This is a genomic window from Nocardiopsis coralli, from assembly GCF_014892575.1.
Lineage (GTDB): Bacteria > Actinomycetota > Actinomycetes > Streptosporangiales > Streptosporangiaceae > Nocardiopsis > Nocardiopsis coralli.
In genome coordinates, this window is the sequence record NZ_JADBGI010000014.1 from 1 (window position 1) to 13,841 (window position 13,841).

Genomic DNA, 13,841 nt, shown 5'->3' on the forward strand with positions numbered 1-13,841 from the left:
ACCGGCACGCCCGCGAGATCCGCGTTCGTTTCGCTCGGTCGTCTCCACTCTACCCCTGTACCGGAGTGCTCGTGACGGGTTCGGGGAGACCCGTCCGTGGCTCACCGCACTTCCGGGTCCCGCCGACGGAACGGGGAGAACGCCAACGGCATCCACGCCAGAGCCATCACGGCCGCCCCGACCGCGAGAGCGGTACGCACGTCCGCGGCCTCCGCGAGCACACCCGCCGCGAGCGAGCCCAGGGTCAGGGCCCCGGTCATCAACAGGCGCATGGTTGCGGTCATACGCCCGAGCAGGGCGTCGGGGGTGAGCCTCTGGCGCAAGGTCGTCTGGACCACGTTGAGCAGGCCGACCCCGCCCTGGGAGAGCGCCCAGACGGCGCACACCGGCCAGAAGGCGGACTCGCTCAGGAACGGCACCGCGAACGCGGTCGCCCCTGCGAGCACGGTGGCAACGATCAGTGCCCGCCCCGTCCCGATGCCCGCGGCCAGCGCCCCGGCGACGAGCGAACCCGCCACTGCCCCGGCGGCACCGACCATGAAGAACAGCCCCACCCGGCTCTCCGGAAGGCCCAGGTCACCCACGATCAGCACCGGGGCCAACACCAGGAGCGGGCTCAGGCCCAGGTTCAGGATCAACGTGGAGAAGGCGATCGGCCGCAGGAGCGAGTGACCGAACACGTGGCGCACACCCTCGGCGATCTCCGCGGACATCGACCGCGATCGGCGTTCCGGATCCGGTTCACTCACCCGCACACCCGTGGTCACCGCGGCAGAGGCGCACTGCACCACCCCGTTGAGCAGGACCGCGTGCGGTGCGCCCAGGGTCTGCACGAGGTAACCCCCGACACCCCGTCCCGCGACCACCGCCGCGGACCCCATCCCCGCGAGCGCCGTGTTCGCCGGCATCAGTCGCTCCCGGCCGACGACGGCAGGCAGGAACCCCTGTTGGGCGGTGCGGGAGAAGAGCGCGGCCACCCCGCCCAGGAACGCGCACACGTACAGCTGCGCGAGTGTCAGCACGCCGGCGGCCCACGCGAGCGGGATCGACAGCAGCACCACCCCGTGCAGGAACTGGCTGAGCACGATCACGGGCCGTCGCCGGACGCGGTCGGTCCACGCCCCGGCGGGCAGGCCGACGACCAGGTACGCGGCCGTGCTCAGGGCGCCGAGGAGCCCCACCTGCCCGGGCCCGGCGTCCAGGGTGAGCACCGCCAGCAGCGGCAGGGCGAGCGCGCCGACCTCGGTACCCAGGTCGGCCATGGTGCGGGCCGCGAAGAAGCGGCGGAACGGCGCGGACGAGAACGGCCCGCGCGCAGTGTCATCGGAGAGCGTGGTCATACCCGGGATGCTCGGCCCGAGACGGGGTCCGCCACCATGGGTTCGGACATGGCCGAACCGGAGGCGTGATGCTCGAGCTGACCTTCACCACCGAAGAGATCGCCCGGACCCGGTTCGCGATCTCCCCACTGTGGGAAACGGTGGCTGCGCGCATGCAGCTCAGCCGCCCGTCCCCCTCACCCGTGCATCGACGGTGGGCCGCGCAGGTCGCCCCGCGTGTGAGCGGCAGGGACCCCGAGTGGCCGCTGCTCGCCGAGCTCGTCCCGCCGGGCGCTCGGCGCATGCCCGCGCTCGTGTGCCCGGTCCCCGCCCGGTCGATGCCCGATCTGGAACGGGAGCTGGAGGGGCTGCGCGCCCAGACGCCCGAGTTCGTGCGGACATCCCTCGACATGGTTCCGACTGCGCAAGGGCCGGAGGTCGACCGGTTGCGCGACGACCCCGTGGACTGCCTCCGGCGGCTGTCGGACGAGCTCACCGCGTACTGGGAGACGGCGGTCGCCCCCTACTGGCCGCAGGTGCTGACGCTCCTGGAGAGCGAGGTGCTCCACCGTGCACGGCGTCTGGCCGAGGGCGGGGTGGGCCACGCGTTCGGTGACCTGGACCCGGGCATCCGGTGGAAGGACGTGACCCTGCACGTCCCGAGCCGTACCGCCGACGGCAGACGTGACCTGGACGGGCGGGGGCTGGTGCTGACCCCGACGGCGTTCGAGTACCCGGGTGTGTGGCACATCCTCTCTCCCCTGGCCCCGCCCACGGTGCGGTATCCGGCGCGCGGTCTCGGCACGCTCTGGGAAGGGCGTTCGGCCCCGGTACCCGAGGCGCTGACCGGGGTGCTCGGGCGTACACGCGCACGACTGCTCGCCGAGCTGGAGACCCCCGCGGGCCAGGGCGATCTCGTCCGGCGCACAGGCAGGTCGAAGGCCTCGGTCTCGGAGGGCCTCACCGCCCTGCGGCGGGCCGGTCTGGTGAGCCGCCACCGCACCGGACGGCACGTCCTGTACACGCGCACCGGGCTCGGGGAGCACCTGGTGGAGAGTTCGGGGACGTCCGACGGGCGGTGACCCCCGAACGCCGGGAACGCTCAGCGGGTGTGCGGGGCCCCGCGGTCCTCGGCGAGCAGGTCGACCAGTTTGGCGAAGGCCGAACGTGCGGTCGCGGAGGTGAAGGGGCCCACGGCCACGAGGGCGGCGAGCAGCGCCGAGACCTCCCCCGCGGTGAAGACCGCAGCCGGGACCGTGCCACGTGCGGCCAGCCGGTACCCGCCGCCGGGCCCCGTGGTGACAGCGAGCGGAACGCCGGCGTCGCGGAGCCGGGCGATGTCGCGCTCGACGGTCCTGGTGCTCACCCCGAGGCGCTCGGCCAACTGGCGCGCGGTGGTCACCTGCGGATCGCGCACGCGCAGGTTCTCGATGAGGGCGTGCTGCCGTTCGACCAGGGGCACGACCTGGTGTGCCTGGATCTCCGGACCGCCCGGTTCCGACTCGTTCACGCGAGCAGCATGACACGACACGGTTCACGCAAAGACCGTCACAGCCTTGTCGGGCATGCCGGTGCAGGATCGAGGTACCGGCAAGCACACGAGGGACGGAGCCCGCCATGACCTGGACCGATGACCTTCTCTTCCAGCTCGACTTCTACTGGGACCGGATGCTGATGCCGCGGTTGGAGGGGCTCACCGACGAGGAGTACCTGTGGGAACCCGTGGAGGGGTGTTGGAGCATCCGTCCGCAGGAGGACGGGACGGGGATGATCGACTGGTCGTTCCCGCCGCCGGAACCGCCGCCGTTCACGACCATCGCGTGGCGCATGGCGCACCTCTCGGTGCTCGTCCTCGGTATGCGGGCGAGCTCGCACTTCGGGGACGGCTCGCTGACCATCGGGACCGCGCAGTGGCCGTTGACCGCCGCCGAGGGGTTGGAGTCCCTGCGCCGCTACCACGCGGAGTGGCGGAACGGCCTGGCCACGCTCGACGACGCGTCCATGGCGGAGCCCGTCGGTGAGGCGGAGGGCCCGTGGGCGGAGTACCCGATGTCGACGTTGGTGCTCCACCTGAACCGGGAGATCTTCCACCACGGCGCCGAGATCGCGCTGTTGCGGGACCTGTACCGCGACGGGTTCCGCAAGGGCTGAGCGCCACAGGCCACCGGGGGCCGGGACCACTGGGCCAGCAGCAACCGGGCTGCGGGGACCGCGTGCAGCGGTGACCGGGTTCGCCCGAAGGGCGAGCCCGGTCCGGGCCCGCGCGCCGAGGTCCTCCGGGGGGCCGACACCGACGGGGCGTTCGGCCGACACGGCGGTCGAGCCTCGGCCGGCACGTCCCGCCTCGGGCCACGCTGTGGGTGAGGCCTACGGAGGGCTGTGGCCTCGGTCTGATCCGGGGCACCCGCGCAGGCGGGCCGGGGCGACCGGCCCGCCCGGGGTCAGAGCTTCTGGATCGGGGCGTACTTGACCATGAGGTCCTTCTCCCCGATGTCGGCCCCGAAGTCGATGCGGGCCTTGGTCTTGTCCCCGCCGCCCTCGACGAGCTCTACACGGCCCATCCCGAAGGAGTCGTGGTTGACCAGGTCGCCGACGCTCAACGTGGGCGCGGCCGGCGCGGACTGCTTGGGGCGCCCGCCGCGGGACCCGCCGCCGAAGCCGGAGGAACCGAACCCGCCGCCGAGGCCGCGGCTGGGCGGCGGGGCCAGGGTGGACTCCTCGCGCTTCCACTCCACGAGGTCGGAGGGGATCTCGTCGAGGAACCGCGACGCCGGGTTGTACGACGGGGTGCCCCAGGCGCTGCGCACCGCGGCCCGGCTGATGTACAGCTTCTTCTGCGCGCGGGTGAGCCCGACGTAGGCCAGGCGGCGCTCCTCCTCGAGCTGCTGTTTGTCGCCGAGGGTGCGGTTGTGCGGGAACACCCCGTCCTCGAGCCCGGTCAGGAACACGACGGGGAACTCCAGCCCCTTCGCGGCGTGCAGGGTCATCAGGGTGACCACGCCGCCCTCGTCGTCCTCGTCCGGGATCTGGTCGGTGTCGGCGACCAGGGCCACACGTTCGAGGAAGTCCACGAGGGTGGGGTCGCCCGGGTCGGTGACGGGCTCGCCGTCCGCCTCCTCGGGCGGTTCCTGTTCGACGAGCGAGGCGAAGGTGGTCTCGAACTCGCGGGCGACGTCGACGAACTCCTCGAGGTTCTCCACCCGGGTCTCGTCCTGGATGTCCTTGGAACCGGCGAGCTCCGACAGGTACCCGGTCTTGCTCAGGACCGCCTCGACGATGTCCGCGGGGCTGTTGTCGGGCACCAGCGCGGCGAGCTCGTCGAGCAGCGCCACGAAGTCGCGCACGGCGTTGGCGGAGCGCTTGGCGATGCCGGGGATCTCGTCGACGCGGCGCAGGGCCCTGGCGAAGGAGATGCGTTCCCGGGCGGCGAAGAGCTCGACGGCCTCCTCGGCGCGGGCGCCGATGCCGCGCTTGGGCACGTTGAGGATGCGCCGCAGGCTGACGGTGTCCTCGGGGTTGGCGAGCACGCGCAGGTAGGCGAGGACGTCGCGGATCTCCTTGCGCTCGTAGAAGCGCACGCCGCCGACGATCTTGTACGGCAGCCCGGTGCGGATGAAGACGTCCTCGAAGACCCGGGACTGTGCGTTGGTGCGGTAGAAGACCGCGACCTGGGAGGGCAGCACGCCCTCCTCGTCGGTGAGCCGGTCGATCTCACCGGCGACGTGGCCGGCCTCGTCGTGCTCGTTGTCGGCCACGTACCCGACGAGCGCGCTGCCCTCGCCCTGTTCCGACCACAGGTTCTTCGCCGGCCGTCCCTCGTTGCGGTCGATGACGGCGTTGGCGGCGGTCAGGATCGTCTGGGTGGAGCGGTAGTTCTGCTCCAGGAGGATCGTGCGCGCGTTCGGGAAGTCGCGCTCGAACTCCAGGATGTTGCGGATCGTCGCCCCGCGGAACGCGTAGATCGACTGGTCCGCGTCACCCACCACACACAGTTCCGAGGGCGGGACGGTTGCGTTGCCCGGGTCCTCGTCGGTGCCGACGAGTTCGCGCACGAGCGCGTACTGGGCGTGGTTGGTGTCCTGGTACTCGTCGACGAGCACGTGGCGGAACCGGCGCCGGTAGTGCTCTGCGACGTCCGGGAACATCTGGAGCAGGTTGACGGTGACCATGATGAGGTCGTCGAAGTCGACGGCCCCGGCCTCGTGCAGGCGGGTCTGGTAGAGGCGGTAGGCCTCGGCGAGCTTCTTCTCCTGCTCGTTCTGCGCCTGCCCGGCGAAGGTGTCGTAGTCGACGAGCTCGTTCTTGAGGTTGGAGACCTGCGCGGAGAACGACCGGGGCGGGTAGTGCTTCGGGTCCAGGTCGAGCTCCTTGCAGACAAGCTGCATGAGCCGCTGGGAGTCGTTCGAGTCGTAGATCGTGAAGCTGCTCGGGTATCCCAGGCGGTGGCCCTCGCGCCGCAGGATGCGCACGCACGCGGCGTGGAAGGTCATCGTCCACATGGTGTTGGCGGCACGGGCGCCGAGGAGGGCCTGGATGCGCTCCTTCATCTCGGCCGCCGCCTTGTTGGTGAACGTGATCGCGAGGATCTCACCGGGGCGCACACCGCGTTCGGCCATGAGGTGGGCGATGCGGTGGGTGAGGACACGGGTCTTGCCCGAGCCGGCGCCGGCCACGATCAGGAGTGGACTGCCACTGTGCGTGACGGCGTCGCGCTGGGGACCGTTCAGACCTTCGAGAAGCTGCTCTTGGGACGACACGCCATCCAGGTTACGGGCGACCGGGGACGGTCCGGTCCGGTACGCCGTCGGCCGGAGCGGGACGGAGCGCGGGCACCGGCCCCGACCAGGGTGCCCTCCGGCCCGTGCAGCCCCTGGGCACGACGGGTCCGGCCCAACTCCTAAGCTGGTTCGGTCCAGGTCCCGACGCGGGGCCGCAGCAGTACCTTCTGGGGGTTCCTTGACCATGCGCGTCTTCGTCGACTGCGACCCGGGGATCGACGACGCGGTCGCTCTCGCCTACCTGGCCGCCCGGCCGGACGTGGAGATCGCCGGGGTCGGTGCGGTCTTCGGCAACAACGCCGTCGAGGTCACGGCCGACAACGCCCTACGGCTCCTGGAGCTGTACGGGCGCCCCGACGTCCCGGTGGCCGTGGGATGCGCGCGCCCGCTCGTGCAGGAGCCGCGCCTGGCCCCGCACGTGCACGGCGCGAACGGGCTCGGCGACGTGGAACTGCCCGAGCCGGCGCGCAAGCCGGTGGCGGAGTCGGCGCCCGAGCTGCTGGTCCGGTTGGCGCGGGAGAACCCGGGCGAGCTGGACGTGCTCGCGGTGGGGCCGCTCACGAACCTGGCCGTGGCCGTGGGGATGGAGCCGAAGCTGCCGCAGTTGGTGCGCAAGCTCGTGGTCATGGGCGGTGCGGTGAGCGCCCCCGGCAACGTCGGTCCGCACGGCGAGGCCAACATCGTCAACGACCCGGAGGCGGCCGAGACGGTGTTCGGCGCCGGTTTCGACCTGGACCTGGTCGCGCTGGACGTGACCATGGAGACGGTCGCCACGCCGGAGTGGCTGGCGGAGCTGGCGCTGGTGTCCGGTGAGAAGGCGCAGCGCACGTCGGGGTTCCTGGACTTCTACGCGGGGTTCTACGCCGGTATCTACGGTGTGCGCCAGTGTGCGATGCACGACCCGCTGGCCGCCGCCGTGCTGGTCGACCCGCGGCTGATCACCGGTTCCTTCGAGGCGCCGCTGCGGGTGGAGACGGCCGGAACGCTGACGCGCGGCATGACCGTGGCCGACCGGCGCCCGGTGCCCAGCGCGGACGAGCGCAGACCGGTGCGGGTGATCACGTCGGTGGCCGACGCCGAGTTCCTGCGGCTGATGCTCGACGCCCTGCGCTGACGCCCTGCCCTGAGGCCCGGGCCCTCCCCCGGGCCCGCCCGGACACAACTGCGCCCGCCTCCCTCGACGGGGGCGGGCGCTACGTCTGCGCGGCGGATGGTCCGGTCAGACCAGGCGGCGCGCGGTCGCCCAGCGGCTGAGTTCGTGCCGGTTGGACAGCTGGAGCTTGCGCAGCACCGAGGACACGTGGGTCTCCACCGTCTTGACGGAGATGAACAGCTCCTTGCCGACCTCCTTGTACGCGTACCCGCGCGCGATGTGCCGCAGGACCTCGCGTTCGCGCTGGGTGAGGCGGTCCAGCTCGGGGTCGACGGGCGGGGCGTCGGTCGCGGAGAACGCGTCGAGCACGAACCCGGCCAGGCGGGGCGAGAAGACCGCGTCGCCGTCGGCCACCCGCACGATCGCGTCGGCGAGTTCACGGCCGGAGATGGTCTTGGTGACGTAACCCCGGGCGCCGCCGCGCACGATCCCGATGACGTCCTCGGCCGCGTCGGAGACCGACAGGGCCAGGAACCTCACCTGCGGCTGCCGCGCCAGGACCCGCCGCAGCACCTCGACGCCGCCGCCCCCGGGCAGGTGCACGTCCAGGAGCACGAGGTCGGGCTGCTTCTCCGCGATGACGTGTACGGCGCCGTCGACGTCGCCGGCCTCCCCGACGACCTCGACGGCGTCGCCGAGTTCGCCGCGCACGCCGCTGCGGAAGAGGCGGTGGTCGTCCACGATGACGACGCGGGGCACCGCGCCGCCTTCACTGAAGCTGGGGCTGGGGCTGGTCTTGTCGTCGTCCACACTGTGGACCCTACCCACAGGCGTCCCGGCCTCGGCTCCGACTGTCCGGTTCCGGTCGCGACCCGGTTCCGCGGGGTTCACGGCTCCGGGGTTCGCCGGTCGTGGTCTCACAGGTTCGGGATGCGGGGCATGCGGAGCTGCACCTCCGTGCCCTCGCCGGGTTCGGTGCGCACGCGCGCGGAGCCGCCGTGGCGTTCCATCCGGCCGAGGATCGAGCCGCGCACGCCCATGCGGTCCTCGGGCATCTGCTCCAGGTCGAACCCGACACCGCAGTCGCGCACGAACACGAGCACTTCCTCCTCCTCGACCTCCCCGAAGACCGAGATGGTGTCGGCGCCCGCGTACTTGGACGCGTTGACCATGGCCTCGCGGGCGGCACGGAGCACCGCGCTGAGCCCGTCGTCGATGTCGCAGTCGCCCACGCACACGACCTCGATCGGAACGCCGTGTTCCTCCTCGACCTCGGCGGCGACCCGTTCGAGACCGGGGCGCACGGTGGTCTCGGCGTCGGCGGGGCGTTGGTAGAGCCAGCTGCGCAGCGCACGTTCCTGCACACGGGCCAGGCGCTGGACCTCGCGGGGGTCGTCGGCGCGGCGCTGGATCAGGGTGAGGGTGTGCAGGACGGAGTCGTGGATGTGGGCGGCGAGTTCGGCGCGTTCGGCGTTGCGGATGCGTTCGCGGCGTTCCTCGTCGCGTTCGCGCACCAGACCGATGATCCAGGGGGCGGCGACCAGGGCGATCCCCGCGATGATGGTGAACGCGAAGGTCAGGCCCGCGCGGGCGTTCTGGAGCTGCTCCTGGAAGACGAGGAACCCGATGACTCCCACGACGATGAGCAGCACACCGGCGCCCGCGCGCATGAGGGCCTTGCGTCCGACCGGGACGACGTTCGTGCTCATCCACTCGTCGCGCTGGGCGGGGTTGGCCTGCTGCCACAGGATGACGGCCCCCAGCGTCCCGAAGACCATGAACCACAGGAGCGGGTCGAACACGCCCCCGAACAGCAGGAACAGCAGCCCAAGACCCAGGGCGAGGGCGGTGTAGGCGATGAGCTGGGAGACCTCACGGCCCTTGCGCTGGTGGTCGGGGCCCTCCTCTTCTGCGGGGGCCTCCTCCTCGGGCACGAAGAAGTACAGCGCGAGGTAGATCGGGACCCCGACCCCGCCGATGGACAGCGCCATGAACGCCAGCCGCACCACGACCGGGTCGACCCGCAGGTGGCGGGCCATGCCGGAGGCCACACCGGCCAGGAGTCTGCCGTCCACCGCGCGGGTGTACCGCGGGGTGTGGGTGGGCGCCTGTGCCACCGCCCGATCACCGCTTCCGTCGTCGTCGTTGGTCCGGCGCGCCCCGCCCGTGCGCGGGGCCGTCAACCCAAGAATGCACGGTGCGGGCCCCGCCGGTCATCGGGGCACGGCCCTGGCCGGCTCGTGGGGCAGGTCAGGGGTGGGGTCAGGGTCGTCCCCGATGCGTGCGGGGAAGCTGCTGGGCGACGATGGTTCCGGTACCTCCGCAGGAACGACGGTGCCGCCGCTGGAGAGAAGGACGAGATGGCTGACGCTCCGAGGTCCGGGGTGCCCGAGGGCGGGGAGCCGCCGGGCGCGACCGGTCCGGCCCCCGGGCCCGCGCCGGAGCTGCGCAAGGGCGAGGACCGTGTGCTCACGGGTGTGTGCTCGGGCCTGGGCGCGTACACGGGTGTGGACCCGGTGGTGTGGCGTGCCGCGTTCGTGCTGACCGCGTTCGCGGGCGCGACGGGGGTGCTGCTCTACGTCGCCGCGTGGATGCTCATGCGCGACACCGGGGGCGGTCCCTCGACGCTGGAGCAGATGCTGAACAGGGCGTTCCCGTCCGCGGTGGTGCTGAAGCTGTTGGCGCTGGGTCTTGCGTTGGCGACGGCGATGAGCCTGGTCGGCGGGTTCGGCTGGGGGACGATGGTCCTGGCGACCCCGCTCATCATCGGGCTGCTGTCGGCGCGCAACCGGGGGGTGGACCTGCGGTCGACCTTCCTGGGGTTGCGCGGTGAGATGCGGCGTACGGAGCCGGCGCCGGCGGTGCCCGTTCCGGAGCCGACCCCCTCCTATTACAACCCGGCCCAGCCGTGGGCGTCGGCCTCTCCCGGGCCGGTCGACCTGGCGGTGGTCTCGGAACGTTCCTCGCAGGGCGTGGAGCCCGACCACGAGGAGGACGACGAGGACGACCCGGAGGACGACGACCACACGGGCGGTGCCGAAGAGGCGCAGTGCCCGAAGGGGTTCCCACTGGCCTCGAGCGTGTGGTGGGTGCTGGTCGCGACCGTCGTGCTCGCGCCGATGCTCTTCTTCGGGTGGGGTTCGGAGCTCTGGAGCGGGGACACCGCACGGCTGCTCATCGGGCCCGACACGGGGGTGTTCTTCGTCGCGGGGGCTCTCGCGTTCGTGGGGCTCCTGGCGATCGTGGGCACCTGGTGGGGCAACCCGTCCGGGCTGTGGTTCCTGGGGATCGTGCTGAGTCTGCTGGCCGCGACCGCCTCGGTGGCCGACCTGACGCGGATCGGTTCGGCCACCTGGGAGCCGCGCACCGTCGCCGAGCTGGAGGAGGGCGATCACCGGGTGACGTTGGGCAGCGGGGTCATGGACCTGCGGATGCTGCACGACCTGGAGCCGGGCGAGGAGGTCGACGTGCAGGTGTCGGTCAACGGCCACACCCAGCTGCACCTGCCCGAGCACGCGCGGGTGGAGCTGACCTCGTGGGTGGGGCTCGGCGGGATCCAGGAGGAAGGGACGGACGCCGGGCCCTCCGGTGCCGATGTGGACTTCCACCGCGTGTACGAACCGGTCGAGGAGGACGGTGAGGAGCGGGACGGCGAGGACGCCGAGCGCGACCCGGCCGAGGGTGAGGACGCCGACGCCGGCAGCGACGGTGAAGGTGGAGAAGAGGCCGGACCGCCGGTGATCAATCTGAGGACCGACTCCTACGTCGGGCACGTGGAGGTGGAGCATGGCCGCTCGGGGAACTGACTGGGGGTCGATGGTCGCCGGCCTGCTGTTCGTGGGCCTGGCGGTCGCCTTCGTCCTGCGCGGGACCGGCGACTGGTCGTTCCCGGTGTGGTGGGTACTCCCCGCGCTCGCGGTGGGGTTGGCGCTGGCCGCGGTGGCCCGGCGGCTGTCGCGCAGGGCCCCGGCCGAGGAGACCGGGGGCACGGACCGGGAGCCGGGGCCGTCGCAGGAGGGCTGACGCGGGGTCCGTGAGCGGATCCTGTTCCGGACCCCGATCCCCGGGCCCGGCCAGGACGTCCCGATGAGGGGCACGGACGGCCGTCGAGCGCATCGAAGAGGAGCGGCGCTCGGCGGCCGTCGGCGTGTGTGCGGGGCCGGCGGGACGGGCCCTGCGTTCAGGAGGGGCGGTGCTCGGCGATGGCCGCGAACTGTTCGACGGTCAACGACTCGCCGCGCGCCCGCGGGTCGACGCCGGCGCCGCGCAGGGCCTCCTCGGCGGCGGGCGCGGACCCGGCCCACCCGGCCAGGGCGGCGCGCAGGGTCTTGCGGCGCTGGGCGAAGGCGGCGTCGACGACCGCGAAGACCTCCTCGCGGGTGGCGGAGGTCGTGGGCGCGGGACGGCGGACCAGTTCCACCAGGCCGGAGTCGACGTTGGGGGCGGGCCAGAAGACGTTGCGTCCCACGGCGCCGGCACGCCGGGCGTCGGCGTACCAGGCGATCTTGGCCGAGGGCACCCCGTAGATGCGGCCGCCGGGCTCGGCGGTGATGCGGTCGGCGACCTCGGACTGCACCATGACGAGCACACGCCGGATGCCGGGCAGGAGCTCGAGCAGGTGGAGCAGGACCGGGACGGACACGTTGTAGGGCAGGTTCGCCACCAGGGCGGTGGGTTCCGGCCCGGGGAGCTCCTTCACGCGCATGGCGTCGGCCGGGACCACGGTGAGCCGGTCGGCGAGGTCCGGGGCGTGGTCGGCGACGGTGCCCGGGAGCGCCTCGGCCAGGGCGGGGTCGACCTCGATCGCGGTCACGTGGCGCACGTGCGGGAGGAGGGCGAGGGTGAGGGATCCGAGCCCGGGCCCGACCTCGACGACCACGTCCTCGTCGGTGACGCCGGCCACGCGGACGATGCGGCGGACGGTGCCGTGGTCGATCACGAAGTTCTGGCCCAGGGTCTTGGTGGGCCGGACACCGAACCGTTCGGCGAGCTTGCGCACGTCGGCGGGCGTGAGCAGGCGGGAGCGGTCGGCGGGGTCGGGTTCGGGTGTCTGTGTCACCCCCACATCTTGCCATCCCCGCAGGACCGGACCCGGAGCGCACGGCTCCCCGTCCCCCGAGCGCGGTACTGGCCCCACGCGCACACGCGCGTGCACCCGTCGCACGCGCGAGAACCGACCGGAGACAGGTCGTGCTCCGCGTGCACACACGAACGCAGGGCCCACCGGAGGCAGGCCCTGCGCCATGGACCGAAGGGTGCCGGGGCCCGGCACCGGGGGTCACTCGTGGAGGTGGACCCCGCAGGTCGGCCACTGGCTCTGCCAGTCGCCGCCGACGTCGTTGTAGAGCTGCTGGGCGCGCTGGGTCTGCTCGTCCGGGCTGGCGTCGGAGGGCAGGCCGGTGCCGCCCACGGACTGCCAGGTGTCCTCGCTGAACTGGTAGAGCCCGTAGTAACCGCCCGCGGAGTTCACGGCGTTCGGGTCCCCGCCGGACTCGCAGTCGGCGAGCCCGGCCCAGTTGAGGTCGGCCGCGTCGCCGCCGCCCTCGGGCTCGGAACCCTCTTCCTCTTGCTCCTGGGTGCCGACCTTGACGAGGCCGTCGACGGGTTCGGTGACGACCTCCTCGTCGAGCTCGTACTCGCGCTCCTGGCCGTGGTGGAGGATCGTCGCGGTGGTGACCTCCTTGACGCCGTCCTCGGCCTCGGTCACGACCTCGCGCTCACCCTCGGGTAGGTCGGGGTCCTCCTCCTCTTCCTCCTCGGCCTCGATCGGGACCTCCTCGACGACCGGCTCGTCCAGCACGGGCGTGATGGAGACGGAGGTCTCGGGGGTCACGGGTTCGTCGAGCCCGGGGCGGACGATGTCGTGCTCGCCCACCTCCACGTCCGCGGCGTCGAGCACGTCCTGGACGGTCTCCCCCGTGGTCCGGGTCTCGGTGCGCACGGTGTCGTACATGACGACCATCCGCGGCGCCTGCTCGGCGGTCACCTCCAGGCCGTCCTCGGGGATCTCGGTGTCGGGGTCCTCCGACATGTCGACGCCCTCGAGGTCGAGGCCGAGCTGCGGCAGACCCTCCTCCAGGGTGGCCGCGTGCACGCCGCCGGAGACCTCGCGGCCGTCGAGCTCGACGGTCAGGTCGCGCGGGGACCGCACGACCACGTGGTCACCGGAGGCGACCTCGGTGTCGAGCGAGGGCGCGACGGCGTCGTCATCGTCGAGGGTGACGTCGGCGGCGTCAAGCACGTCCTGGACGGTGCCGCCGCCGAGGGTGCGCACGGACTGCTGGTCACCGTCGTTGTCGAGGGTGACGCCGTCGTCCATGGCGTAGGCGGTCCCGCCGCCCACGGCGACCAGGGCCAGGGCGGCGCCTCCGGCGATGAGGATCGCGGGTTTGAGGCGGCGTTCGCGGCTCGCGTTGGCGCGGCGGCGCCTGGGGGTACGGGTTCCGGACATGACGGGAGGTGCCCTTCCGAGGGACTGGGGTGTCAGACAGTGTCGGGCGCGGGTGGAGGCCCCACTGCTGCTGCACATTAACACCCCCACCGAAACAGATTGCGGACTTGGCCGAAACCCGGGAACGGGATGTGCGCTTCGCCCCGTTCACCCCTTCGGGCAGGTCCGGGGCCCGCTCCCCCACCACGGAGGGCCCACCC

General features: G+C 72.4%; 12 protein-coding genes. 5 read left to right on the forward strand and 7 right to left on the reverse strand.

Translation table 11 applies throughout. From position 1 onward, the window contains the following. Positions 1 to 101 precede the first annotated feature (101 nt). Positions 102 to 1,340 carry an MFS transporter gene (locus IDM40_RS16380; protein ID WP_193122885.1) on the reverse strand — a complete coding sequence of 413 codons (1,239 nt, stop codon included), beginning with the start codon at positions 1,338 to 1,340 and terminating at the stop codon, positions 102 to 104. Between the two features lie 68 nt (positions 1,341 to 1,408). Between IDM40_RS16380 and IDM40_RS16385 the strand changes: the two genes are divergently transcribed. After that, the gene (locus tag IDM40_RS16385; RefSeq protein WP_193122886.1) at positions 1,409 to 2,401 is read left to right on the forward strand and encodes an ArsR/SmtB family transcription factor; all 993 of its coding nucleotides are present in this window, start codon (positions 1,409 to 1,411) and stop codon (positions 2,399 to 2,401) included. A 20-nt stretch (positions 2,402 to 2,421) separates the two neighbouring features. Here the strand turns inward: IDM40_RS16385 and IDM40_RS16390 are convergent, their stop codons facing one another. Next, complete coding sequence (locus tag IDM40_RS16390) at positions 2,422 to 2,829, reverse strand: helix-turn-helix transcriptional regulator (RefSeq protein ID WP_193122887.1); 408 nt, start codon at positions 2,827 to 2,829, stop codon at positions 2,422 to 2,424. A 107-nt stretch (positions 2,830 to 2,936) separates the two neighbouring features. Here IDM40_RS16390 and IDM40_RS16395 point away from each other — a divergent pair, with 107 nt between their 5' ends. After that, positions 2,937 to 3,470 (forward strand): DinB family protein, encoded by a 534-nt coding sequence (locus IDM40_RS16395; RefSeq protein WP_193122888.1) that lies wholly within the window; start codon positions 2,937 to 2,939, stop codon positions 3,468 to 3,470. A gap of 290 nt (positions 3,471 to 3,760) precedes the next feature. On the opposite strand, the gene pcrA is transcribed toward IDM40_RS16395, so the two are convergent. After that, the gene (pcrA, locus tag IDM40_RS16400) at positions 3,761 to 6,076 is read right to left on the reverse strand and encodes a DNA helicase PcrA (protein WP_193122889.1); all 2,316 of its coding nucleotides are present in this window, start codon (positions 6,074 to 6,076) and stop codon (positions 3,761 to 3,763) included. Between the two features lie 205 nt (positions 6,077 to 6,281). On the opposite strand from pcrA, the gene IDM40_RS16405 reads away from it, so the two are divergent. Further along, complete coding sequence (locus IDM40_RS16405; RefSeq protein WP_193123024.1) at positions 6,282 to 7,211, forward strand: nucleoside hydrolase; 930 nt, start codon at positions 6,282 to 6,284, stop codon at positions 7,209 to 7,211. 105 nt (positions 7,212 to 7,316) lie between these two features. Here IDM40_RS16405 and IDM40_RS16410 read toward each other — a convergent pair whose 3' ends face one another. Both IDM40_RS16410 and IDM40_RS16415 read right to left on the reverse strand, forming a co-directional pair. Further along, on the reverse strand, positions 7,317 to 8,000 hold the full coding sequence (locus IDM40_RS16410) for a response regulator (RefSeq protein WP_193122890.1): 684 nt from the start codon (positions 7,998 to 8,000) through the stop codon (positions 7,317 to 7,319). 107 nt (positions 8,001 to 8,107) lie between these two features. Continuing rightward, on the reverse strand, positions 8,108 to 9,307 hold the full coding sequence (locus tag IDM40_RS16415) for an ATP-binding protein (RefSeq protein ID WP_193122891.1): 1,200 nt from the start codon (positions 9,305 to 9,307) through the stop codon (positions 8,108 to 8,110). A gap of 243 nt (positions 9,308 to 9,550) precedes the next feature. On the opposite strand from IDM40_RS16415, the gene IDM40_RS16420 reads away from it, so the two are divergent. Both IDM40_RS16420 and IDM40_RS16425 read left to right on the forward strand, forming a co-directional pair. Next, a complete protein-coding gene (locus IDM40_RS16420) occupies positions 9,551 to 10,996 on the forward strand; it encodes a PspC domain-containing protein (RefSeq protein ID WP_193122892.1) in 1,446 nt (481 codons plus the stop codon). Further along, positions 10,977 to 11,213, forward strand: a complete 237-nt coding sequence (locus IDM40_RS16425; RefSeq protein WP_193122893.1) for a hypothetical protein — start codon at positions 10,977 to 10,979, stop codon at positions 11,211 to 11,213. Before IDM40_RS16420 ends, IDM40_RS16425 begins: the two co-directional genes overlap by 20 nt. A gap of 157 nt (positions 11,214 to 11,370) precedes the next feature. On the opposite strand, the gene rsmA is transcribed toward IDM40_RS16425, so the two are convergent. Together rsmA and IDM40_RS16435 are read right to left on the reverse strand one after the other, a co-directional pair. Beyond that, positions 11,371 to 12,255: a 16S rRNA (adenine(1518)-N(6)/adenine(1519)-N(6))-dimethyltransferase RsmA gene (gene rsmA / locus IDM40_RS16430; RefSeq protein ID WP_193122894.1), complete on the reverse strand. Its 885-nt coding sequence runs from the start codon at positions 12,253 to 12,255 to the stop codon at positions 11,371 to 11,373. 213 nt (positions 12,256 to 12,468) lie between these two features. Then, entirely contained in the window at positions 12,469 to 13,641 is a 1,173-nt protein-coding gene (locus tag IDM40_RS16435) for a resuscitation-promoting factor (protein ID WP_216630906.1), read from the reverse strand. Positions 13,642 to 13,841: the final 200 nt, after the last annotated feature.